Genomic DNA, 21,064 nt, shown 5'->3' on the forward strand with positions numbered 1-21,064 from the left:
TCTCCTTTTCATCTTAGATGGTAGTTGTGAAGAAACTTTGATGGGATTAGCTTTCTTTAGTTACAGTTTTGTGACGAAACACAAACCTCGTGGAATAACCCGCTATGGGTGGCGTAAACAACGCGAGCAAGGTAAGGGTCACACCCATAAGGTATAACATGGTGGTTCAACAAACTATAGCTAAGTACTCTAGGATAGCTTTTGTCCTAGCGTTTTCTTGTGCCAAAATTCATAAAATAACTCAAGTGACATGAACTAGGGAATCGCTGAGATATAGTATCTACATACTTTTTTCACAAATATATCTTAAACTATTTATAGAACGTATAGACGACATAATAAATTGCTAACAGCTTGGAAAATCTCGTTCTTATGTATTACTTGTGGCAGTGAAATATAAAGGGGGAATATTTTAGTAATAAAATATTGAGACGTGGAGCAGAATTTTCGAGGAGTTTTCCTATCCTATTGGAAAAGAGGAGATGGGAACATGAAATATCTGGTTTGGTTTATGGCAGGGATACTAATTGTTGCGGGTTTATTATGCCTCTCCATAGCACCGACTGTAATGGCAGGATACCCGATATGGGTTATGATTCATTCATTTGTTACGGTTTGTTTTTGGACCGTAGTTCCAATCGCAACTATCGGTCTACTTTATTTTTTATTGACGAGAAAAAAAGAGATAAGATAATGCTATAAACTTATAAATCTGGAAAGGATAGCTCATCATATGAAACATCTCATTTATGGTATAGGTATTGCGGGAAGTATGTTCTATGTTCCTTTACATGTTTTGGCGCACGGAACCGAAGAAGAGCATCAACGAGAAATTTTTATGCAAAATCTAATTCGATATGGATTTATTACGTCTATCGCTGTGTTTATTATTTTGATTGCTGCTTGGTTTCTAGTCAGGAGAAGAATGAAGAGCTTAAATGTAAAGAAAAAGGAAGAAAGGATACAGCGAAACAAACTAGAAAAAGCCGGAAAAGCCGTTGGTTTGACCAGCTTATTGCCTTTGGTTATGGGGGTCATTCTTGGATGGATGAGTGCTTCTCCAATTTCCGAAGGGGTAGTTAACTTTCATCATATACATGGTTTAGATTATACAAGTGATGGGAAAGAAATTTTCGTACCAGCACATGATGGTTTAAAAATATACAAGGATGGTGCGTGGCAAAGCCATGAGGAAGGAGAAAAACATGATTATATGGGTTTCTCAATGGCAGAGGATGGTTTTTACAGCAGTGGACATCCTGCTCCAGGGTCTAAGATGGAGAACCCGTTTGGGATTGTCAAAAGCACGGACAAAGGAAAAACGCTGCAGATCCTTGACTTATATAAAGAAATTGACTTTCACGGTCTAACGGTCGGGTATCGGACTAAAGATATCTATGTCTTTAATCCAGAGCCAAATTCTCGAATGAATGAACCAGGTTTTTATTACAGTACAGATGAGACAAAAACATGGAACAAAAGTAAATTAGAAGGTATTCAAGGGCAGCCTACAACCTTGACTGCACACCCTACAGAAAGTGGGATTGTGGCGATTGGTACAGATAAAGGTGGGTTTATTTCAAATGATTTTGGCAACACCTTTGACGCTGTTTTGCCGGATGTGATGGTCGCGGCAATCTCTTTTACACATGACAATGCAGTATTGGTCGGTATTACTGGAAAGTTACTTCGTCTAAGTCTGGATGGAACGAGCCAAAGCGATTTAAACATTCCACCGCTAGATAAGGATGATGCGATTGCCTATGTGAAACAGAATCCACAGGACCCTAATGAATATGTTTTTGCAACATATAACAAGGATATCTATATGACGAAGGATAGCGGAAAGTCTTGGGTCCAAACTGTTAAGAAGGGCATTGCGAGTAATCAGGATTAGCAATTTAAAAAACAGGGACAGCTAAATTTGCTGACCCTGTTTTTTGTTATTTAATGTTTTTTTATTTCGCCATTGCCATTGGGCACTCAGGAGATGTGGCACATTCAGAAACTCCTCGCTCCATCATTTGTGCACATTCAGCCACATGTTGACCCTTAGACATTTTGACACAATGGGCTATTCCCTGTCCACTTGCAAATGCAGAGGTACCTAATGCCATGGTTGCAACTAATGCAAATAGAGCAATTTTCTTTTTCATCTTGTTTTCCTCCCTCGCTATTGTGAATACAAAGCCATAATAATTAAAAAATATGTAGAAATGATGATGGTGAAGGGCGGATAAGATGACCAAAAAGTGAACTCCAACAGAAGTGTGAACATTACACTTTCTACACACAATTGCACTATTATTAAGTTAAGAAAAAAATTATTCATCCTAGGGACTGTTTAGAGAAACCATAAAATAGGCTTAAGATAGTATTGACATTATAGAATAGGGGGGTATTGTATATTGGTATAACAGAACATGATTTAATAAATCAAAGGAGGAATAAAATATGACAAAGTTAGATTTGAATGTGAAAGGAATGTCTTGCCAACACTGTGTTCAATCCATTGAAGGTGCACTAAACAAAATCGGGGTTCAGACAGTAAAGGTGAATCTGAAAGATGATAAAGTATATGTGGAATTTGATGAAACAAAAATTTCCGATAACGACATCACAGAAGCAATTGAAGACCAAGGGTACGATGTCGTTTAAAACCTTTCATAAATTGTGAGGTGAGTAAAGTGGGTGACAATGTTAGGTACACAGAAAAGGTTATTCTTCCTATAGAAGGAATGACTTGTGCGGCTTGTGTGAACCGGATAGAGAAGGTTTTAACCAAGGTCGAGGGTGTTCAAGAAGCCAATGTGAATATAGCCAATGAAAAAGCAACGATTGTTTTTGAGCCTGATAAAACCAATGCAATTACGCTAGTTCAGAAAATAGAAGGAATCGGATATCATGTTCCTACTCATAAAGTGGAATTGGCTGTGGAAGGAATGACTTGTGCAGCCTGTGTTAATCGAATTGAAAAGAAGTTGAAAAAGACTCCAGGAGTGACGGAAGCCAGCGTCAATTTAGCAAATGAACGAGCAACGGTCACGTTTCAGGGAGGAGTAGAGACTTCGGAGATAATCAAGGCGATTGAAAGCCTGGGATATAAGGCTTCGGAAATCAAAGAGAATGCCCAAGAGGAATCTAAGGCACAAGAAGAACGAAGACATGAATTTATTGAGAAAAAAAAGCGGTTGTTCATCTTTTCTGCCATTCTTACAGCTCCATTTTTGGTCTATATGCTGGGAATGACGGGTGTGGTTCCCGAATATCCTGCCATCATCTATAACCCGTTGTTCCAATGGTTGCTAGCAACGCCGGTTCAATTTATTGCAGGTAAGGATTTTTATATTGGTGCTTATAAAAACCTGAAAAATAAGACAGCCAATATGGACGTTCTGGTAGCGATGGGAACCAGTGCCGCCTATTTTTACAGTGTTGCCTTGACCCTTATGGGTGAGGTACATGTGTATTTTGAAGCGAGTGCCATCATCATTACCCTCGTTTTATTGGGTAAAACGATGGAGTATATTGCAAGGGGTAGAGCTTCCGATGCGATTAAAAAGTTACTAGGCATGCAGGCAAAAACAGCGAGAGTTTTACGGGATGGTACCGAAAAAGATATTCCAATAGAAGACGTTCTAGTCGGTGATGTTGTCGTTGTTAGACCTGGAGACAAGATTCCAGTCGACGGAGAACTTATCGAAGGAACTTCGGCTGTCGATGAATCTATGCTAACCGGTGAAAGCTTACCGGTGGAGAAAAAAGTGGGGGATTCGGTAATTGGAGCTACCATTAACAAACATGGGACATTTAAATTCCGAGCCACTAAAGTAGGGAAAGATACTGCACTCTCGCAAATCGTAAGAGTGGTGGAGGAAGCCCAAGGTTCAAAAGCACCAATCCAGCGTCTAGTGGATGTCATTTCAGGGTATTTCGCTATGGTAGCCCTCGGTATTGCCGTATTAGCATTTTTGATTTGGTACTTTATCGTTATGCCAGGTGAAATCACACCGGCTTTAATTAGCTTTGTTTCGGTGTTAGTTATCGCGTGTCCTTGCGCTTTGGGTTTGGCAACCCCTACTTCTTTGATGGTCGGAACTGGAAAAGGGGCGGAGAATGGGATTCTTTTCAAATCGGGAGAGTTCCTGCAAAATACCCAGAAGTTAACGACCATTGTGTTGGATAAGACGGGGACTATCACCAAAGGGAAGCCTGACGTAACAGACATCATCGCTTTCAACGAGCAGAGTAAAGAAGAGGTACTCAGGATTGCAGCAATAACCGAAAAGAATTCCGAACACCCATTAGGAGAATGTATTGTAGAGGCAGCGAAAGAAAAAGGAATGGATATTCCAGACCCTCAGTCTTTCAAAGCGATTCCTGGATTTGGGGTTGAAGCCATAGTTGGTAATCAGGAAATAAGCATCGGGACAAGAAAATTAATGAGACAAAACCAGATAGACCTGACTCCTTATGAAGAAAAAGCCCAACAATTAGAATCTGACGGAAAAACAGCCATGTTTATGTCCATCAACCGTGAGTTGGCAGCGATTCTGGCTGTTGCGGATACGGTGAAGGAACACTCCAAAGAAGCCATCCAACAGCTTCAAAAGTTAGGCTTAGAAGTGGTCATGTTAACTGGTGATAACCAGAGAACGGCAGAGGCGATAGGCAAGCAAGTAGGAGTTAACCGAATCCTTGCGGAGGTTCTTCCAGAAGAAAAGGCGAATGAAGTGAAGAAGCTCCAAGACCAAGGCAAAATCGTTGCAATGGTTGGAGACGGTGTGAATGATGCCCCAAGCTTTGGCAACAGCAGACATCGGTATGGCTATGGGAACTGGTTCTGATATTGCCATTGAAACGGGTGATATTACCCTCATGAGAGGTGACTTGAGAGCAATAGTCACCACCATTAAACTCTCCAAAGCTACCATGAGAAATATTAAGAAAAATCTGTTCTGGGCATTCATTTACAACACGGTTGGGATCCCAATAGCCGCTTTTGGTCTTTTAACACCTTGGATTGCAGGAGCTGCAATGGCGGTCAGTTCTCTGTCTGTAGTAACCAATGCACTACGGCTAAAAAAAGTGAAAATCTAAAGGGGTGGTGATTTCTCATGATGTGTGAAATGATGGGGGGCATGGGGACAATGGGTATGATGGGCATGATGATGCTGGGACCTATCCTTCTTGCCGCGTTAATCGCTGTCTATTTTGTTGTTCGGACCCTGGGGAAAAAGAATACGAATGTTGACATACCAATGATGATACTTAAAGAGCGTTTTGCAAAAGGTGAAATTACAGAGGCAGATTTCAATGAAAAGCGTAATGTATTAAACAAGGGTTAGGAGGGAAAACATTCCACCCCATATTCCTTTTTAGCTTACCCTTTCCTCTAATCGCTCAATAATAGAAAGGAATTTGTTAGCTTCTCTTGTAACATGAGCAGCTAATCTTGGATGAATCAAACTACGTATTTCACATTGTTCAATCAATCTTGTTGCCTGTCGTTTAAAGTTACGTAATTGTGTCGTAGCAATCTGTACAGTTTCTAAAGCATTTAGCGCTGTTTGTCGATTAGGAATTTCAATATTCTTAGCTTGAACTAGGAGTTGGTCGAACTTCCGTCCGAACTGGTCGGCCTGTAATATTAACCTTCTTTCTGTGGGGTCGAGATAATGTGCAATAAATTTGGAATGCTCAGCCATAATTCGAAGGAAGAAAACATTTTCGTCGATAATTTCATCCCGAATAGGTTTTACAACACCTTGATTCAAATTTCTAAGCGTTTGAAGAAAATATTGGGCTTCTCGGCGAATGTGGTCAACGAGTAGAGGGAAATTGAACCCACGGATTCGGCAAGTCACAATATCATTTAAGACCCGTTGTTTAAAATCCGCAATTCTTCTTGTTAAGATGATGCTATCATTGTTAAGCTGGCGTACAAGTTTTGGTTCCGGCGGTGTTCGAAGTGCTCGCTCCAACTGACGTTCAAAAATATCTTGGAAGTCTCTTGCTTGTCTTATTAATTTGGTTGCGGTTGTTGGAAAGCCTAGTCGAAGAAAAAATGCATGTTCCATCATGATTCGAAGCCAAAAACGGTTTTCTTCCAATGAACGACTCACAAATAAAGAACGATGTGATTTTAAGTCACTTAAAGATTTGATGGTCATAATTTTCGTCAAAATTTTCACCCCTTTACACCCATAATCTATGGTCAAATGGAGGTCAGGGTTATGGGGTGATTGCCTAATTTTTTTGAATAAAAAAAGGATTGTCAATAGACAATCCTTGCCAATCTTTAGCGGTCACCTGGGGCTGGCTGATCAACCCCTCTAATACGATGTTTATGACCGGCATCTTCTGTAGTAAAGAAATCATAATAATGTACATGTCTACCTTCGCCTACAGGAATGGCTGGGCCTGAATAGGCTCTATAGTAATGGGTGTGACCATCTTCAAATACCACATAACCTTCGGTGTAGTGGATATGCCCGCCATCTGGAGTAGGTATTGGTGGCGATGTCACATCTAGACATTGATGAACATGCCCTTGGTCTACGGAGGTGTAATCTACAGAACCGTGAGTATGATGGGGTACAAGACCACGTACTGCATCATCCTTGCTTATCTTCTTCACATAAACAACCCCTTTTGATCTAGTCATTTAACTATATGAAAGGAGAAGTTTTGTTGGTTGGGCGTTAGCCCAAGTGATTTCAATTTAATATACAGGAGTCTCAGGTGGTTAAAGGCTTTAGTGAGGAAGAGCAGAAAATACTAACGAAGATGCTAAGGAGAGTAATCAAAAATATAGAGGAAATAGAGTAATGATATTCTAGAACAAACTGTGGAAAGAATAACATAAAAAGCTTCATTCGATAGGTATAGAAGGGCTTCTCTTGTGAGAGGTCCTTTTACCTAGTACGGGCGAAGAAAACAGAGGAGTTGAGCCAAGATGGAGAAATTTAGACCGCTGCTTCTTCCGGAGGAGTCTGCGCCTGCCTATGCGGTGGACTGCCAGCGATGTGAGTTATCGAAGCAGCGAAAACGTGTCATATGGGGGGAGGGAAACCCACAAGCCGAGCTTTTTATCGTCATGGATAATCCAGGCGCACGGGAAACCAAAGAAGGAGACCCTTTTGTGTGTGGGACCCGAGAGACCTTGCAAAGGGGGTTGTTGGAGGCTGAGCTGGATATTCACTCTGTGTATATAAGCTATCTACTGAAATGCCGGCCCATCAGAGCTTATAATAAACCGATGGCCAGAGAAGCCTGCCTTTCGCATTTGCACTCCCAACTTAAGGAAAAAACTCCGGCCTTACTGCTGGGTTTAGGAAACATTGTTGTTCAATCTTTCTATACCGAAAAGGAAGATGTTAAAAGCCTTAGGGGTAGCTGGCATACTTGGCAAAACTACCCGATTGCGTTTTCTTACCATCCACTGGCGGTTCGCCGGAGACCTGTTCTGATGAAGTATTTTGTAGAAGATCTGAAGCTTGTCGAAGCGAGATTGAAGAATCACTTTAGCAAACAGATCGATCACTAGCCGAATCATATAGTTCCGTCCCCCCATTTAAACTGATTCTGCCATATGTTCCTGATAGGATTCCAACTATAATATAGGGTGTGAATAGTTTGATAATTTAAATATCAAGGGGGATTACAATGGCTATCATGCGTTTGGGGCGTGCGGAACTAAAGGTAATGGATCTTGAAAAATCAGTTGACTATTATACCAATGTGATTGGTTTAGAAGAAACAGGCCGATCAGAAGGTAGAGTTTATATGAAGGCTTGGGACGAATACGATCATCATAGTATTGTCTTACAGGAAGCGGATTCGCCGGGTCTGGATCATTTGGCTTTTAAAGTGGAAAAGCTAGAAGATCTGGCACAGTTTGAGAAAAAGGTAGAGTTATTCGGTTGCACGGTCCGCCGGGTTTCGAGTGGAGCTCGCCTAGCTGAAGGCCAAGCCATTCGGATTGAGACGCCGACGGGGCATCAGGTAGAGCTGTATCATGAAATTGAAAGGCTGGGGAAGAAAGTCGGATCCGTGAACCCGCATCCTTGGCCCTTAGAAACGCGCGGGATTGCCCCTCATGCACTAGACCATTGCCTCCTGACGGGAGAGGATGTCGAAACGGCTACCCGATTCTTTATGGAAGCTCTGGGTTTTAAGCAAAGCGAGAAAATCATGACTGTAGATGGGGAAGTGATGCTAGGCAGCTTCTTGTTTACAGGGAATAAAGCCCATGATATTGCTTTTGTTAAAGGACCGGATAAGAAACTTCATCATGCAGCGTTTCACGTGGATAATTTCTATGAGGTATTGAAGGCTGCCGATATTTTGTCGCGAAACGAAGTTCAGATCGAGGTTACACCCACAAGACATGGAATTACGAGGGGGCAGACCATTTATTTCTTTGATCCTTCAGGTAACCGTAATGAGGCCTTCTGCGGGGGCTACATGACGTATGCGGACTTTCCAACCATCACCTGGACAGAAGATCGGATCGGTCAAGGGATCTTCTATCACCGGAGGGAACTCATCGAATCTTTTATGAAAGCGCTGACGTAAGGGCGATCAGGGATGTTTAACATACAGGTAGAACATCGTGAAGGAAAAGTCTTCCGCTGTGCAGAGAAGGAAGATGTTTTGACAGCAGCTCGCCGTCAAGGGGTAGCAATCCCTCTTGGCTGTAGGGGCGGAGGCTGCGGCATGTGCAAAATCCAAGTGACAAAGGGAAAGTTTGATAGAGGAAAGAGCTCCATGGAGGTTCTGCCTGAGGGGGAACGAGAGAAGAATTACTCTTTGGCCTGTAAAACGTACCCCTTAGGAGACCTAACGATCAAAATATAGAAGCGAATAAGGCTGTACTCTAGGTCGGTTCATGACCAGATGAGGGTACAGCCTTTTTATGGTTTCTACTGGTACGGTACGATTCGTACAGTATTAGATCAAAAGACCATACGAAACGTATATTTTTAAACAGGTGACAGATTGCTAATATAAAGACAGTAGCAAATATAAATAACTTTTAAAAAATTATAAAAGGTAAGGGAGAGGAGTAAGCTGGAAGCCTACATACAAAAGAAAACCATTACCTCAGAATTAAGTAGTAAAATGGCCGAGGCTGCTGTGAAGAGAGCCTCTCAGTTAGGGATAAAGATCAATGTCGCGATTTTGGACGATGGCGGACAGTTGGTCCATTTTCACCGAATGGATCAAGCACCGATTCTAAGCATTGAGATCGCACAGAACAAGGCCTATACGGCCGTCGCATTTGGACTGCCGACGCATGAATGGTATCCGCTCATCCAGAAGGAACCGCCTCTGCGAGAAGGAATTGTCCATACACCCCGATTAGTGATCTTTGGGGGAGGATTCCCCATCAAGATTGAGGGAGATGTGATTGGCGGAATCGGTGTAAGCGGTGGTTCAACCGAAGAAGACATCGCGTGCTGTTTGGCTGCACTAAGTCTAATCGAGTAATAGATAATGAGGGAGGCATGAAAATGCTTAAAGCCGAAGACAATCATCTTTTGACAGCAACGGGACCGGGAACACCCATGGGCGACTTATTCCGCAGATATTGGATTCCAGCCTTAAAGTCTGATGAACTTGTTGCGGATGGCAACACAGTACGAATCCGCTTGTTGGGGGAAGATCTCGTTGCTTTTCGGGATAGCGAGGGCAAGGTCGGGCTTCTGGATGAGAGATGTCCACACCGCGGAACGTCGATGGCCTTAGGGATCAATGATGGGTGTGGTTTGACTTGTATCTATCATGGCTGGAAATTTGATGTGAATGGCACGTGTACCGATTTGCCTTCGGAACCGGCTGAAAGCAACTTTAAGAACAGCATTTCCATCAAATCATACCCTATAGTCGAAAGAAACGGTATCGTCTGGACTTACATGGGGTCGAAAGAAACGATGCCACCCATCCCGAATTTCTACTGGATGAGTTTGCCGGATGATCAGCTCCTGTCTGAAAGGGTTTGGCAGGAATGCAACTACCTGCAGGTCATGGAGAACGACCTCGACTATGTTCATGCTGCATTCCTTCACAAGGCGCTTTCGAAGCAGGCACTGAAGCAAGGAATATTGAGCAGTGACCTGGGAATTGATCCCGACCATCCGCTCTGCAAGAACCCACCGGTGCGCCAAGAAGTGGAGAGTACGATCTATGGCAAGCGTTGCTTAGCGGAAGGTGAAGGGGAAGGGGGAAACAACGTTTTCCTGGAGATTCACTATATTTTTCCTTTCTATACCTACCCGCCCCGTATGGAGGGAGAGGACGGAATGTTTCATATCTTTGTCCCGAGGGATGATCATAGCACCTGGAGCTGGGATGTTCAATTCTCCCATCAGAATCCCATTGATGTACAAGCGCAGCATGATCGCCGTGGCTTAGTCCTTGATGAGAACTTCCGCAAGATGCGGAATAAAGAGAATTTCTATGAACAGGATCGAGGACTGATGAAGGATGGCAATTTCTCCGGGATCCGCGGGATTGCCAATCAGGATCATGCTGTGACGGAAATGATGGGCCCTATCGTGGACCGAAGCATCGAACATCTGGGAACGAGCGATATGCCGATCATCCAGATGAGACGCATGTTGTTGAGTACGGTAAAGGATTTTATGAACGGTAACGAGATACCTAAGCCGCACGAGATTCCTCTGGAGAAGTTATACAGCTGTGGGAAGAGCGCACCGAAGGGAAAGACCTTGCAGGAAGTGATTCCGCTGGCTAACGAATTCGCTCCGCTCGTCAAGAAATAGGGTGTGAGGGAGGCCAAAAAACGTTGAAAAAGAAGATCTATGATGGGCACCGCTCCTTTCAGTATCTGGCTGCCGGGTTAGATTATAAAGCCTTTCCATTAGCGAGTGAGACTGAACGCTTGGGAAACTATGCGATCCGATTAGATCCACAGCAGTTGGAGAGAGTGCAGCGAATCTTTGATGAAAATATGATGATTTCCTTGCGAGATCACGGATTCGTGATGCCCCTCCACCCCGAGCATACGTTGGAATATTGCAAGCATGGCTTCACCGCATTCGCTTACGAAGGCTTGTCTCGCTCCGGCTTAGATGTCATGTTCGAGAATTTCATGGATGGGATTATGAATATCAGTTCCCGGATGGGGCTGAAGTGGGATGATGTAATTTGGAACCTCGGGATGCGCTATTGCGATATTGCCCATCAGGACATGGTCATGATTGCATCTAATATCTTTGATCTTTACCGGGCGAAGGATACAGGCCGAATTGCCATCATTCCTTCACTAGAAGCAGCAACTGCTCTGGAAAACGAATTGGATCGAGTCGATATCTTATACGGCTTAGGCATTCGCTGTATGGGGATTACCTACAATGAAGCGAATACGCTCGGCACCGGCTTATCGGAGCCGAGAGACGGCGGATTAACGAACTTCGGACGCCGTGTGGTCAAACGAATGAATCAACTCGGCATGGTCATTGATATTTCCCACTGTGGGGATCAAACAAGTCTCGATACGATTGAAGCCAGTGAAAAGCCAGTACTCATTACCCATGCGGGGGCCAGGAAGCTATGGAATACCCCGCGGATGAAACCAGACGAAATCCTTCAGGCTTGTGCCGAGAAGGGTGGGGTGATTGGTATCCTAGCTGCACCGAATACGACACTGACCAAGAATCGACCGGATCATACGATTGAATCCGTCATGGAGCACTTTGAATACATCGTTGATCTGGTAGGAATCGATCATGTGGGCTTTGGGCCAGATACGTTCTTTGGTGATCATGTAGCGTTGCAGCATGCCGTGGACGCCCAATTATCCATAGGTCAATCGCATAGCGGGGAAGAGTTTGGAGAAAGCACGTATGTAAGAGGTTTGGAAGATCCGGTGGAAGCTATGCCCAATATCGTTAAATGGCTGGTATGGCGTGGCTATTCGGATACGGACATTGCTAAGGTCACCGGGGGCAATGTCATAAGAGCCCTAAGTAAAATTTGGGTTAAATAAGCAAGACGAGTGGAGGAGGAAGGAATCATGAATGTTAAAGTGCAAAGTCAGGACCTGCTCGACCGCGTGCTAAACGAGATCCGTGCCCGGAGAGACGAATTTGACGCGAAACGGCACGTACCTCGGGACATGGTAGCGCAACTCAAGTCATTGGGCGTCTACCGTGCAGCTACGCCGCGTTGCTTTGGCGGTGATGCACGCTCGCCCGCGGAGTTTCTTAGGTTGATCGAATCGATCTCCGAGGCCGACGGCTCTGCTGGATGGGTGGCAAGCTTTGGCTCTGCTGCGGTCTACCTGGCGGCCCTGCCCCGTGACACGCTGGCCCTCCTCTACGCCAACGGGCCGGATGTGGCCTTCGCGGGCGGCTTATTTCCGATCCAGCCCGCGGAGAAAGTCCAGGGCGGCTGGCGTGTGAACGGTCTCTGGAAGTTCGTGAGCGGGTGCATGGGTGCTGACATTTTTGGCGTCGGTATTGGCGCGGGGGATGGCGGCAAGCCGCGAACGGCTGTACTTATGCCTGAGGATGCGGAGATCGTCGAGAACTGGGAAGTGCTTGGGCTACGCGGAACGGGCAGCCATGACCTGCGAGTAAAAGACGCCTTCGTCTCGGACGAATGGACCTTTGTCCGTGGCGGTGTGCCTACCATTGATGAGCCACTCTACCAGTATCCATCGATTGCTTATGCCGCACAGGTATTAGCAGTAGTTAACCTGGGTATCGCTCGCGCCGCGCTGGATGAGGTTTCTCAGATGGCGGGTGGTCGTTCTGGCATCACGGGTGCACCTAAGATGGCCGATCGCGCTTATTTGCGAATCGCCGTGGCAAAGGCAGAAGCCTCATTAAGATCGGCACGCGCCTTCTTCTACGAGGCCACGGATTCCGCTTGGGAGTCAATCCTAAGAGGCGACGGTGTCTCTGCTGATCAAACAAGCATGCTTCGTTTGGCGGCCGTACAGGCAACTCGCGCAGGCGCGAGCGCTGTGCAGTCTGCTTACTTGCTTGCTGGCACCGCAGCGATCTATGATGGGCACCCGCTGCAGCGTTACCTGCGCGATTCAATGGTCGTGACCCAGCATGCGTTCCTCGGTGAAGGCATCTACGACGGAGCTGGATCGGTACTGCTAGGCGTACCGCCAATGCCTGGCTATATTTAATAGAGAAGGAGGACGTACATTGGGTAACAACGTTCAACGGGTAGCGGTGGTGACTGGTGCCTCCCAGGGACTGGGAAAAGCTATAGCGGAAAAGCTGCTGAGCGAAGGCAAAAAGGTGGCCTTCCTCAGCCGAAGCCAACGGAAATTGGATGAGTTAAAAGAAAACCATTTGGAGCAAGTGAGTCGGGATGAAGCCGTTTTTATGGCGGTAGATGTTTCGGATCATCAGGCCATGAAGCAAGTAATTCATAGCATCTTAAGCAAATGGGGCCGTATTGATATTCTCGTAAATAATGCCGGAATTCGGACTCAAACGGTGATAGAAGATATCACGCTAGAGGAATGGGATCAAATCATGTCTACGAATCTTGCAAGCACCTTTTTTGTCTCGCAAACCGTCATGCACGCCATGAAAGAGCAAAAGTGGGGACGAATCATTAATATGTCCTCCATTGGCGGGCAAGATGGCCCCCTAACCTCCAGTGCAGCTTATTGTGCGTCGAAAGCCGGGCAGTTGGCCTTGACCAAAGTATTCGCAAGATCCCTAGCTTCTTATGGAATTACGGTTAATGCGGTGTCACCAGCTGCGGTACGCACCCCGGAGATGGATAATGTGCCGCCAGATAAACTGGAGAAGATGGTGGAAACAATTCCGCTCGGCAGAGTGGGAGAAGCAGAGGAAGTCGCAGATCTAGTATCCTATCTGGTATCTGATAATGGCGGCTTTGTTACAGGAGCAACCTTCGATATTAATGGCGGAAGATTAATGCGCTAAATCAAATATGAGGTAAGGAGTGAACAGGATATGGCAATGGAACACGGAGCACCGCAAATCCCATCGAAACTAAGGGTCATGATTAAATTTGAATCGACGGGCTGGTTCAATACGACAGCAGAAGAAAAATCAGAAGTAGTCCTTCCAAAATTAAATGATGTGATCGCCAGCTGGAAAAACAACGGTTCTGAATTAATCGGGACGATTGATCGGGATATTTTGACTGCCGGCCATGCGGGAAGTGAAGGGTGGCACGCCTGTTTGCTATACGATGTACCAGACTTGCAAACCGTGACGAATATGACCCACTCCTTCCGCGCCAACGGCTTGGATAAATATTTCCGTTTAGAAGCCATCTTAGGACGTCCATTCTTTTTACTAGAATCATAATCTATGGGATTGCTGGCATAATCCCTACATGGTATATTGCCAGTAAGTTTTGATTTTTAAAATAAAAGGGGGCAAAAATTTCATGAAAAGATTTTGGTCTGGTTTAGTAGCTGCATCGTTGGTGGCCGTGTTGGCCGCATGTGGAGGGGGGAATCAATCCGCCCAGCAAACAGGAGTTTCATCTACCGAACAAAAGCAAGCAACGGCGGACAAGCCGATCGAATTATCCTATGCTTTTTTTGCCCCGGCTAATACCTTTCCTGCGGTTCAAATGGAGAAATGGAAGGAAGAAATAGAAAAGCGTACGAATGGACAAGTGAAAGTGAATTTATTTCCAGGAGGTACGCTGCTCAAAGCAGACAATATGTACGATGGGGTAGCCAACAAAGTGGCCGATATCGGGTTGTCTTCTACCACCTATGAACCAGGACGCTTCCCTCTATTGGGACTCTCTGATATGCCTTCCGGGTATCCCAGCTCCAAAGTAGCCAGCTTAGTTACGCATGAGTTGATTAACCAGTATCCCCCCGAAGCCTTTAAAGACTTTAAGATCATTACGTCCTTTGCTACCGAAGCCGCTTTTATCCAAACGAAAGATCCCGTCTCCAACTTAGATGAGCTGAAAGGAAAGCAGCTCCGCATTTCTGGTGCGCTGACTCCGATCATGAAAGAGTTAGGAGCAGCACCGGTAGGAATGTCTCAGGCTGAGGTTGCTGAGGCGCTCCAAACCGGAGTCGTAAACGGAATGGTGACCTCTCGTGAAGGCTTACTCGATTTCAAGTTCGCAGAATATGTAAAATATGTAACGGATTATCCCCTAACCGTTAACACATTCGTTGCTGTGATGAACAAGGATGTCTGGAACTCCTTGCCAGAAGATGTACAAAAGGTGATTGATGAACTAAACCTGGAAATGACCCAATTCACAGGTGAGTATTTGGATAACCATGTCAAAAAGGCGATGGAATGGAGCCAAAAAGAACATGGATTGCAAGTGGTTGAGCTAAAGGATAAAGCGATCTGGGATGAAAAACTGAAAAGTATACAAGACAAATACGCTGATGAGCTAGAAGCAAAAGGCCTTCCAGCAAAAGAATACAAGGAAAAACTGTTCCAGTTAATTGAGAAATATTCCAAGGAATAGGATCTTAAAGTGGATAAGTTGGCATTCCTTTACGGGGTGTCAACTTATGCCCGTTCCTAAGATTCTCCAACATATTCCGAAGGGAGGCCAGGGTGAGTATGTCTAGTGCACAATTGAATGAAGCCTATCAGGAAACAGGAAAAAGGAATTCTGTTTCGTCCTTTTGGGTAAGTGTGAATCGGAGATTTAATCAAGGTCTTGCTGTCATTGCCGGTATTAGTTTGATGATGATGATGCTGTTGATCGTCTCGAATGCCGTCATCCGAGTTTTTGCCAACCCGTTTGCTGGGACAGTGGAAGTGGTCGGATGGTTAATGGCGATTACAACGTCATTTGCCGTCGGTTATACCCAATTGAATCGAGGACACGTCGATATTGACCTTCTGACGAGCCGATTTTCCCCGATGGTTCAAAGAGGGCTTCAAGCTATCGTCCAGTTGGTCAGCTTGCTCTTCTTCCTTGTGGTGGGTTGGCAGGTGATCCAATATGGTCTGAGCTTGATGCAGAATGGAACGCTCTCCCAAACGCTAGGCGTTATTTTTTACCCCTATGTGTTCTTAGTGTCCTTAGGATTTTTCGGAACTTCGTTTACACTCGCGATTCAGCTCTATGAAACATGGACAGGGGGGGAAAAGCGTGGAGCCTAGTGTGATTGCCCTGTTGGGGCTAGGGATCTTGTTCGTGATGATGTTTCTAAGAATGCCCATCAGCTTTTCTATGTTCATCGTCGGCTTCGGGGGGCTGTACGTCATGAGCTCCCCACAGGCGACCTTCAAATTGCTCAGTACGGAGGTATGGGGATCATTTTCAAGCTACACCCTTAGCGTGATTCCTCTCTATATTTTAATGGGGGAGATTGTTTTTCGAGCAGGCATCACGGAAAAGTTATTCGAGGCCGCTTATCGATGGGTTGGTCACATGAAAGGCGGCATGGCGGGGACAACGATTCTAGCTAGTGCGGGGTTCGCCTCGATATGCGGTTCCAATGCCGCAACAGCTGCCGCCATGGGGACCATGGCTTTGCCTGAACTAAAAAAATACAAATATAATGAAGCGTTAAGTACGGGGAGTGTGGCCACTGGTGGTACATTAGGAATCATCATTCCTCCTAGTACGGTATTGATTGTGATTGCGATTCAGACGGAGCAATCGATCAAAGATTTATTCCTAGCTAGTTTTATACCTGGGATTTTGCTTACCACCGTTTTGCTTCTAACCATTATCTATCTCTGTCAACGAAATCCGGAATATGGGCCAGCGGGTCCCCGGTTTTCGATGAAGGAGAAGGTTCGATCCATTTGGGGTGTTTTTCCGGTATTAGTGCTCTTTGCTTTTGTCATCGGTGGCCTTTATATGGGATGGTTTACACCATCCGAATCTGGTGCTTTCGGCGCTTTCGGAGCGATTGTCATTGCTTTAGCCATGAAAAAGTTGACCAAGGAGAATTTCACTCTTGCCGTTTCAAACGCTATTCGTTCCTCTGCTATGGTCTTAATGCTGATTGTCGGCGCCACGTTTTTTGGCCGATTCTTGACTATGACCAGATTGCCTTTTGAAGTGGCGGAATGGGTGAACGGCTTGCCGGTTCCCTCGACGGTCATTCTCGTAGCTATACTTGCAATCTTTGTGATTGGCGGATCGTTGATGGATGCGATGGGGTTTTTGATCATCTCGATTCCTATTTTCTTCCCTGCCGTTATCGCTATGGGGTATGATCCCGTCTGGTTTGCCGTTATTCTGTGTATTGTCACAAGCATGGGAGCCATCACACCACCGGTAGGGGTCAATGTATTTGTTGTGCAAGGTCTCACCCCGGCCACCCCAATTACGACGATATTCAGGGGGACGAATTATTTTTTAGTCAGCTATGTGCTATTCATTGTACTTTTGATCGCCTTTCCGCAGATCGTCTTGTTTTTGAAGTAAAGGAGGGGATAGTAGATGGATTTGCTGCAATACCTCAAGCAGGTCCTTAAGCTGGATGAGGATCCTGCCATTGAGTTAACAGAAGAAGAGCCAGCCTTTGTCTTTTCTTTAGAAGATCGGAGGGAAAGAGATGAGTGAGCCCTATTTTACAGATATCTCCTCCCTGTCATCGCTGATTCAATCAAGAAGGCTATCTCCTGTAGAGCTGACGGAGATGCTCCTGCAGCGGATTGAACAAGTCAATCCAACGGTGAATGCTTTCATCAAAGTTATGGCGGATGATGCACGCAAACAAGCGGACGAGCGGGAACGAGAAGTGATGGAGGGCCGGATCCGCGGTCCGCTTCACGGGGTTCCGATCGCTATCAAGGATATCCTGGAAACGAAAGGACACGAGACCACGGCCGGATCGAAGATTTTCGCCAACTGGATCCCAGATCGCGATGCAACCGTTGTTCAAAAGCTCCAAGAAGCAGGAGCCGTTCTGATTGGTAAGGCTAATTTGCATGAATTTGCCATGGGGGCCACAACGGAGAACCCCCATTATGGGGTCTGCCGCAATCCATGGGATCTCGAGAGGGTTCCGGGCGGGTCCAGCGGCGGTTCAGCTGTTGCTGTAGCTACGGGTCTGTGTTTTGGCGCGATAGGAACGGACACGGCAGGTTCCATCCGACTGCCCGCTGCCATGTGCGGAATTGCGGGGATTAAGCCTACATACGGCAGAGTGAGCAGGCATGGTTGCTTGCCGTTTAGCTGGTCGCTTGACCATATCGGACCGATGACGCGTACGGTAAAAGATGCCGCGATCATGCTAGAAGCTATCTCCGGCTTTGACCCCCTCGATTCGTCGAGCGCCTCCCGGCCCCCTGATGTGTTGTGGAGGGAAGGTTTGCCTGATTTAAAAGGAGTGAGGCTGGCTGTTGTGCGGCAACATTTTTTTGAAGATTTGGACACTGAGCTGAACAGGGTGGTAGAGCAAGCAATCCTGGACATGCAGGCACTGGGGGCAGAGGTGGTTGAAATCGAGTTGCCGGGTCTTGCAGATGCCTTACAGGCATTAAAGCTGATTGCCCAATCGGAAGTACTAGCCTTTCACCAGCCCCTGTTAAACCAATATAAAGAGTGGTACGGCGAAGACCTGCAGTATCGATTCGAATTTGGCCAAAGCATCAGTGCTGTCCAGTACTTGAATGCCCAGCGCACGCGAAGCAAGATGATTCAAGAAGCAAAAGTGAAGCTATCGGACTATGATGCTCTCCTTGCGCCTGCCAATGCCAGGCAGCCATTCCATATTGGAACAGTACCCCCAGATCAAGCAATTAGCAACATGTTCACCCTAGGACGTACACCATTCGGGAATATAACAGGATTCCCTGCTTTAACTCTTCCTTGCGGCTTCATGCCCGGAAACTTGCCAGTTGGCTTACAGTTGATCGGAAAGCCGTTTGAAGAGCGAAGAATCCTGCAAATCGCAGAGGTATATGAAAGATCCCAACCATGGGTAGCAAGACTCTCGGAGAATCAGGCTTATCTATAAGAGGAGGAGATATCATGGAAATTGCGATCATCGGTGGAGGAAACGGATGTTATGCCGCAGCGGCGGATTTGACGGAAAATGGTCATTCGGTAAGATGGTGGAGAAGAGATGCGGAATCTTTCCAGCCCATCTTGGACACGCAAAGCCTTAAGGTAAAAGATATTCAGGGCGTGCGTGAGGTGAAGCTTCAACTGGCTAGTACAGAGTTGGGGGAAGTGCTGAAAGGGGCTAAACTGATCGTCATCCCCCTACCTGCAACAGCTCAAGAGTCTCTAGCGGCTCATTTGGCTCCCTACTTGGAAGATGGGCAGGTCATCTACTTGCCGCCGGGTACATTTGGCAGCTATGTCATGGCGAAGCGGCTCACGGAAGCAGGCTGCAAGGCTGAGGTCACCTTTGCCGAAACGGGGACGCTTCCGTATTTAGCCCGAAAGCATGGTGTAGATACCGTTTCGATATCCGGAAGAGCTACAAGGCTGCCCACCGGCGTATTTCCGTCCGACCGTTCGGAGTATGCGTTTGGCATCCTTAAAGAAGCGTATCCGGCCATTGAGCCTATTGAAGATGCTTTATCCGGTGCTTTAATGAATGCGGGTCCCGTGATCCATCCGCCTCTGATCCTGATGAACGCAGGACCAATCGAACACTTTGACAGCTGGGATATTCATAATGAAGGGACTCAGCCTGCCATCCGGCGCGTGCATGATGCACTGGATGCTGAGCGAATGGCCGTACGTGAGGCACTGGGGTATCATGCGCCGCATTTTCCTTTGGCAGATCACTACAATGTGGATGGAGAGGAATGGATGTACGGCAATGCCGCTCACGAAAAGCTGGTGGACAGCGCAGATTGGAGAGAACCCTTGAATTTGCATAACCATCGGTATATGAGAGAGGATATCGCTTGCGGTCTTTCCTTCCTTGTTTCGGTAGCGGAATGGGCAGGAGTGGATGTGCCGGTGGCCCGTGGTCTGCTGGCTATCGCCTCTGCGGTTACGGGGGAAAACTTTTATGAGACAGGTCGTACACTTAGGAGCATGGGATTGGACCAATTGGCTAAGTCCGATATGGAAATGTTGTTAAAGCAAGGAGTTAGAGGATGAGGGATACAGATCAGGTCATTGCCGTTATCGGTGCAGGGCGAATGGGCAATGGTATCGCGCAGGTGTTTGCCTATGCTGGATATCGGGTCCATTTAGTTGATGTGAAGGATCGCTCACCAGAAGAGGGGGATCGGGTACTGGCCGATTCCTCCGACCAGATCGAAAGAAATCTGCAAGCATTAGCCACGTTTGGCGTGCTGGAGCATTCTGAGATCCCTCCGATTAAGCAGCGTATCCGCTATTTTTGCAGCAGCCAATTTGAAGAAGCTCTTCAAAGCGCACTGGTGGTGTTTGAAGCCGTGCCGGAAGTGTTGGAAGCGAAAGAAAAAGTTTTTGGGCGAATCAGTGAAGTGGTGAGTCCGGAAGCCATTCTTGCTTCTACTACCTCAACTTTTTTGGTAGGAACGTTAGCGGGGTACGTGAAGAGGCCGGAAAGATTCTTAAATACCCATTGGCTAAACCCGGCCTATTTAATTCCATTGGTCGAAGTGAGTCCAAGCGAGGTGACCTCTACCGATACCCTTCAGGGGATGATGAAGCTGCTTGAAGCGGTAGGTAAAATTCCCGTGCAATGTGCGGCTTCCCCAGGATTTATTGTCCCGCGGATCCAGGCGCTGGCGATGAACGAAGCAGCCCGAATGGCGGAGGAAGGGGTGGCTTCCCCAGAAGACATCGATAAGGCTTGTCGCGTCGGGTTCGGTTTGCGATTCGCCATTCTCGGACTGCTGGAGTTCATTGATTGGGGAGGCGGAGATATCCTGTATTATGCTAGTCATTATCTGGAGGATTCTCTTCAATCCGATCGATTCGCTCCTCCTCGTGTAATATCGGAGAACATGGAGAAGGGTCATATAGGGATCAAATCGGGTCAAGGGTTCTATGACTATTCCCAAACGGACATATCTGCCTATCAGCAAGAAACGATTAAGAAATTCGTGGACCTGCTATCACACTTGGGGCTCCTGGCCCAGCCACATAAAGGAATAAGGAATGAGGTCTAGACCTCATTCCTTTTTTT

22 protein-coding genes and 1 pseudogene are annotated in these 21,064 nt (G+C 46.3%); 20 read left to right on the forward strand and 3 right to left on the reverse strand.

Annotated elements, in window-relative coordinates; all coding sequences use genetic code 11:
- Positions 1 to 733 precede the first annotated feature (733 nt).
- On the forward strand, positions 734 to 1,897 hold the full coding sequence (locus EIZ58_RS10440) for a F510_1955 family glycosylhydrolase (RefSeq protein ID WP_134700590.1): 1,164 nt from the start codon (positions 734 to 736) through the stop codon (positions 1,895 to 1,897).
- A 61-nt stretch (positions 1,898 to 1,958) separates the two neighbouring features.
- Here the strand turns inward: EIZ58_RS10440 and EIZ58_RS10445 are convergent, their stop codons facing one another.
- The gene (locus tag EIZ58_RS10445; protein WP_134700592.1) at positions 1,959 to 2,156 is read right to left on the reverse strand and encodes a hypothetical protein; all 198 of its coding nucleotides are present in this window, start codon (positions 2,154 to 2,156) and stop codon (positions 1,959 to 1,961) included.
- A gap of 298 nt (positions 2,157 to 2,454) precedes the next feature.
- On the opposite strand from EIZ58_RS10445, the gene copZ reads away from it, so the two are divergent.
- From copZ to EIZ58_RS10460, 3 genes and pseudogenes are all read left to right on the forward strand, one after another.
- The gene (copZ, locus tag EIZ58_RS10450) at positions 2,455 to 2,658 is read left to right on the forward strand and encodes a copper chaperone CopZ (protein WP_134700594.1); all 204 of its coding nucleotides are present in this window, start codon (positions 2,455 to 2,457) and stop codon (positions 2,656 to 2,658) included.
- Between the two features lie 80 nt (positions 2,659 to 2,738).
- Positions 2,739 to 5,100, forward strand: a pseudogene (locus EIZ58_RS10455) (heavy metal translocating P-type ATPase).
- Positions 5,101 to 5,117: 17 nt separating this feature from the next.
- Positions 5,118 to 5,348 (forward strand): SHOCT domain-containing protein, encoded by a 231-nt coding sequence (locus EIZ58_RS10460; protein ID WP_134700596.1) that lies wholly within the window; start codon positions 5,118 to 5,120, stop codon positions 5,346 to 5,348.
- A 30-nt stretch (positions 5,349 to 5,378) separates the two neighbouring features.
- Here EIZ58_RS10460 and EIZ58_RS10465 read toward each other — a convergent pair whose 3' ends face one another.
- Both EIZ58_RS10465 and EIZ58_RS10470 read right to left on the reverse strand, forming a co-directional pair.
- The gene (locus EIZ58_RS10465) at positions 5,379 to 6,185 is read right to left on the reverse strand and encodes a DUF2935 domain-containing protein (RefSeq protein WP_134700598.1); all 807 of its coding nucleotides are present in this window, start codon (positions 6,183 to 6,185) and stop codon (positions 5,379 to 5,381) included.
- 116 nt (positions 6,186 to 6,301) lie between these two features.
- Positions 6,302 to 6,640, reverse strand: a complete 339-nt coding sequence (locus EIZ58_RS10470; protein WP_134700600.1) for a YmaF family protein — start codon at positions 6,638 to 6,640, stop codon at positions 6,302 to 6,304.
- A 318-nt stretch (positions 6,641 to 6,958) separates the two neighbouring features.
- Here EIZ58_RS10470 and EIZ58_RS10475 point away from each other — a divergent pair, with 318 nt between their 5' ends.
- The 16 genes from EIZ58_RS10475 (at position 6,959) to EIZ58_RS10545 (ending at position 21,047) form a co-directional block, all read left to right on the forward strand.
- Entirely contained in the window at positions 6,959 to 7,549 is a 591-nt protein-coding gene (locus EIZ58_RS10475; protein WP_134700602.1) for a uracil-DNA glycosylase, read from the forward strand.
- Positions 7,550 to 7,668: 119 nt separating this feature from the next.
- Positions 7,669 to 8,580, forward strand: a complete 912-nt coding sequence (locus EIZ58_RS10480) for a catechol 2,3-dioxygenase (RefSeq protein ID WP_134700603.1) — start codon at positions 7,669 to 7,671, stop codon at positions 8,578 to 8,580.
- 12 nt (positions 8,581 to 8,592) lie between these two features.
- Positions 8,593 to 8,862, forward strand: a complete 270-nt coding sequence (locus EIZ58_RS10485; protein WP_134700605.1) for a 2Fe-2S iron-sulfur cluster binding domain-containing protein — start codon at positions 8,593 to 8,595, stop codon at positions 8,860 to 8,862.
- Between the two features lie 240 nt (positions 8,863 to 9,102).
- On the forward strand, positions 9,103 to 9,495 hold the full coding sequence (locus EIZ58_RS10490) for a GlcG/HbpS family heme-binding protein (RefSeq protein ID WP_370297668.1): 393 nt from the start codon (positions 9,103 to 9,105) through the stop codon (positions 9,493 to 9,495).
- Positions 9,496 to 9,518: 23 nt separating this feature from the next.
- Positions 9,519 to 10,790: a Rieske 2Fe-2S domain-containing protein gene (locus EIZ58_RS10495; RefSeq protein ID WP_134700609.1), complete on the forward strand. Its 1,272-nt coding sequence runs from the start codon at positions 9,519 to 9,521 to the stop codon at positions 10,788 to 10,790.
- A gap of 23 nt (positions 10,791 to 10,813) precedes the next feature.
- Positions 10,814 to 12,016, forward strand: a complete 1,203-nt coding sequence (locus EIZ58_RS10500; protein ID WP_134700610.1) for a dipeptidase — start codon at positions 10,814 to 10,816, stop codon at positions 12,014 to 12,016.
- A gap of 27 nt (positions 12,017 to 12,043) precedes the next feature.
- Positions 12,044 to 13,171 (forward strand): acyl-CoA dehydrogenase family protein, encoded by a 1,128-nt coding sequence (locus EIZ58_RS10505; RefSeq protein WP_134700612.1) that lies wholly within the window; start codon positions 12,044 to 12,046, stop codon positions 13,169 to 13,171.
- 19 nt (positions 13,172 to 13,190) lie between these two features.
- On the forward strand, positions 13,191 to 13,946 hold the full coding sequence (locus EIZ58_RS10510; protein ID WP_134700614.1) for an SDR family NAD(P)-dependent oxidoreductase: 756 nt from the start codon (positions 13,191 to 13,193) through the stop codon (positions 13,944 to 13,946).
- Positions 13,947 to 13,976: 30 nt separating this feature from the next.
- Positions 13,977 to 14,336: a hypothetical protein gene (locus tag EIZ58_RS10515; protein ID WP_134700616.1), complete on the forward strand. Its 360-nt coding sequence runs from the start codon at positions 13,977 to 13,979 to the stop codon at positions 14,334 to 14,336.
- 82 nt (positions 14,337 to 14,418) lie between these two features.
- The gene (locus tag EIZ58_RS10520) at positions 14,419 to 15,480 is read left to right on the forward strand and encodes a TRAP transporter substrate-binding protein (protein WP_134700618.1); all 1,062 of its coding nucleotides are present in this window, start codon (positions 14,419 to 14,421) and stop codon (positions 15,478 to 15,480) included.
- A gap of 98 nt (positions 15,481 to 15,578) precedes the next feature.
- Positions 15,579 to 16,127 carry a TRAP transporter small permease gene (locus EIZ58_RS10525; protein ID WP_134700620.1) on the forward strand — a complete coding sequence of 183 codons (549 nt, stop codon included), beginning with the start codon at positions 15,579 to 15,581 and terminating at the stop codon, positions 16,125 to 16,127.
- The gene (locus EIZ58_RS10530; protein WP_134700621.1) at positions 16,117 to 17,406 is read left to right on the forward strand and encodes a TRAP transporter large permease; all 1,290 of its coding nucleotides are present in this window, start codon (positions 16,117 to 16,119) and stop codon (positions 17,404 to 17,406) included. The genes EIZ58_RS10525 and EIZ58_RS10530 overlap by 11 nt, the downstream gene beginning before the upstream one ends.
- Positions 17,407 to 17,421: 15 nt before the next feature.
- Positions 17,422 to 17,544 (forward strand): hypothetical protein, encoded by a 123-nt coding sequence (locus tag EIZ58_RS34800; protein WP_255438243.1) that lies wholly within the window; start codon positions 17,422 to 17,424, stop codon positions 17,542 to 17,544.
- Positions 17,537 to 18,943, forward strand: coding sequence for an amidase (locus tag EIZ58_RS10535; protein ID WP_134700623.1), 1,407 nt, complete (start codon positions 17,537 to 17,539; stop codon positions 18,941 to 18,943). Before EIZ58_RS34800 ends, EIZ58_RS10535 begins: the two co-directional genes overlap by 8 nt.
- A gap of 14 nt (positions 18,944 to 18,957) precedes the next feature.
- Positions 18,958 to 20,046, forward strand: coding sequence for an NAD/NADP-dependent octopine/nopaline dehydrogenase family protein (locus tag EIZ58_RS10540; RefSeq protein WP_134700625.1), 1,089 nt, complete (start codon positions 18,958 to 18,960; stop codon positions 20,044 to 20,046).
- Positions 20,043 to 21,047, forward strand: coding sequence for a 3-hydroxybutyryl-CoA dehydrogenase (locus tag EIZ58_RS10545; RefSeq protein WP_134700627.1), 1,005 nt, complete (start codon positions 20,043 to 20,045; stop codon positions 21,045 to 21,047). Before EIZ58_RS10540 ends, EIZ58_RS10545 begins: the two co-directional genes overlap by 4 nt.
- The last annotated feature ends 17 nt before the right edge of the window (positions 21,048 to 21,064 follow it).

The organism is Ammoniphilus sp. YIM 78166 (assembly GCF_004522215.1).
Classification (GTDB): domain Bacteria; phylum Bacillota; class Bacilli; order Aneurinibacillales; family RAOX-1; genus YIM-78166.